At 30.5% G+C, this 586-nt stretch carries 1 protein-coding gene; it reads left to right on the plus strand.

Annotated features, from left to right (window positions below):
- Positions 1-32: 32 nt before the first annotated feature.
- Positions 33-557 carry a hypothetical protein gene (locus IM753_RS12860; protein WP_194109455.1) on the plus strand — a complete coding sequence of 175 codons (525 nt, stop codon included), beginning with the start codon at positions 33-35 and terminating at the stop codon, positions 555-557.
- Positions 558-586 lie beyond the last annotated feature (29 nt).

Consider the following 586-nt stretch of genomic DNA (forward strand, 5'->3'; position numbering starts at 1 on the left):
CTAGTTAATTTGATAATGAGTGTAGTTTTAAGATGAGAAAGAATAGAATACGGTTATTTTTTATTTTATTACCCATACCAATCATTTTATCTATAAAGCCCATTACTAATGTTGTGCAGGGTGCTAAACACATTCCAATTACCCTACCTGATGGTTTGTCTTATAATGTCAATAATAAAAAAGTTGCAAGAGTCTATGTCAGGGATAATCATGGTAGGGCATATAGTGCAAAATGTGGCGAGTTTGTTGGCACAGAAAATGCCCTTTGCTCTGATAAAAAAAATTTTGGCTATGATTTTACTGGTTATGGTGTGAGTATTGTCTCGTTTACAGATAGAAAGAATAATAATATTAATGATGTTATTATCCTTAGGGGTAAGTTTGTCAACCAAACGACCCAAGAAATCATCTATGTTTCTACGCCAAAGAGTGATATAGATAGAGTAAAAAAACACTTTGAAAGAAAAAGTGGGTATGTAGATTTATTTTGGATTTTTATCATATTTTTTATCTATATTGATTTAATTTTTAGCAAAGATAAGGAGCAAGCAAAATGACAGCATTTAATTACGCTAAGTTAAAGTTT

The organism is Moraxella sp. K127 (assembly GCF_015223095.1).
GTDB lineage: Bacteria > Pseudomonadota > Gammaproteobacteria > Pseudomonadales > Moraxellaceae > Moraxella.

Bases quoted from the DNA above. Each gene is read 5' to 3' on its own strand.
- IM753_RS12860 (WP_194109455.1), top strand. From the start codon at position 33: ATGAGAAAGAATAGAATACGGTTATTTTTTATTTTATTACCCATACCA.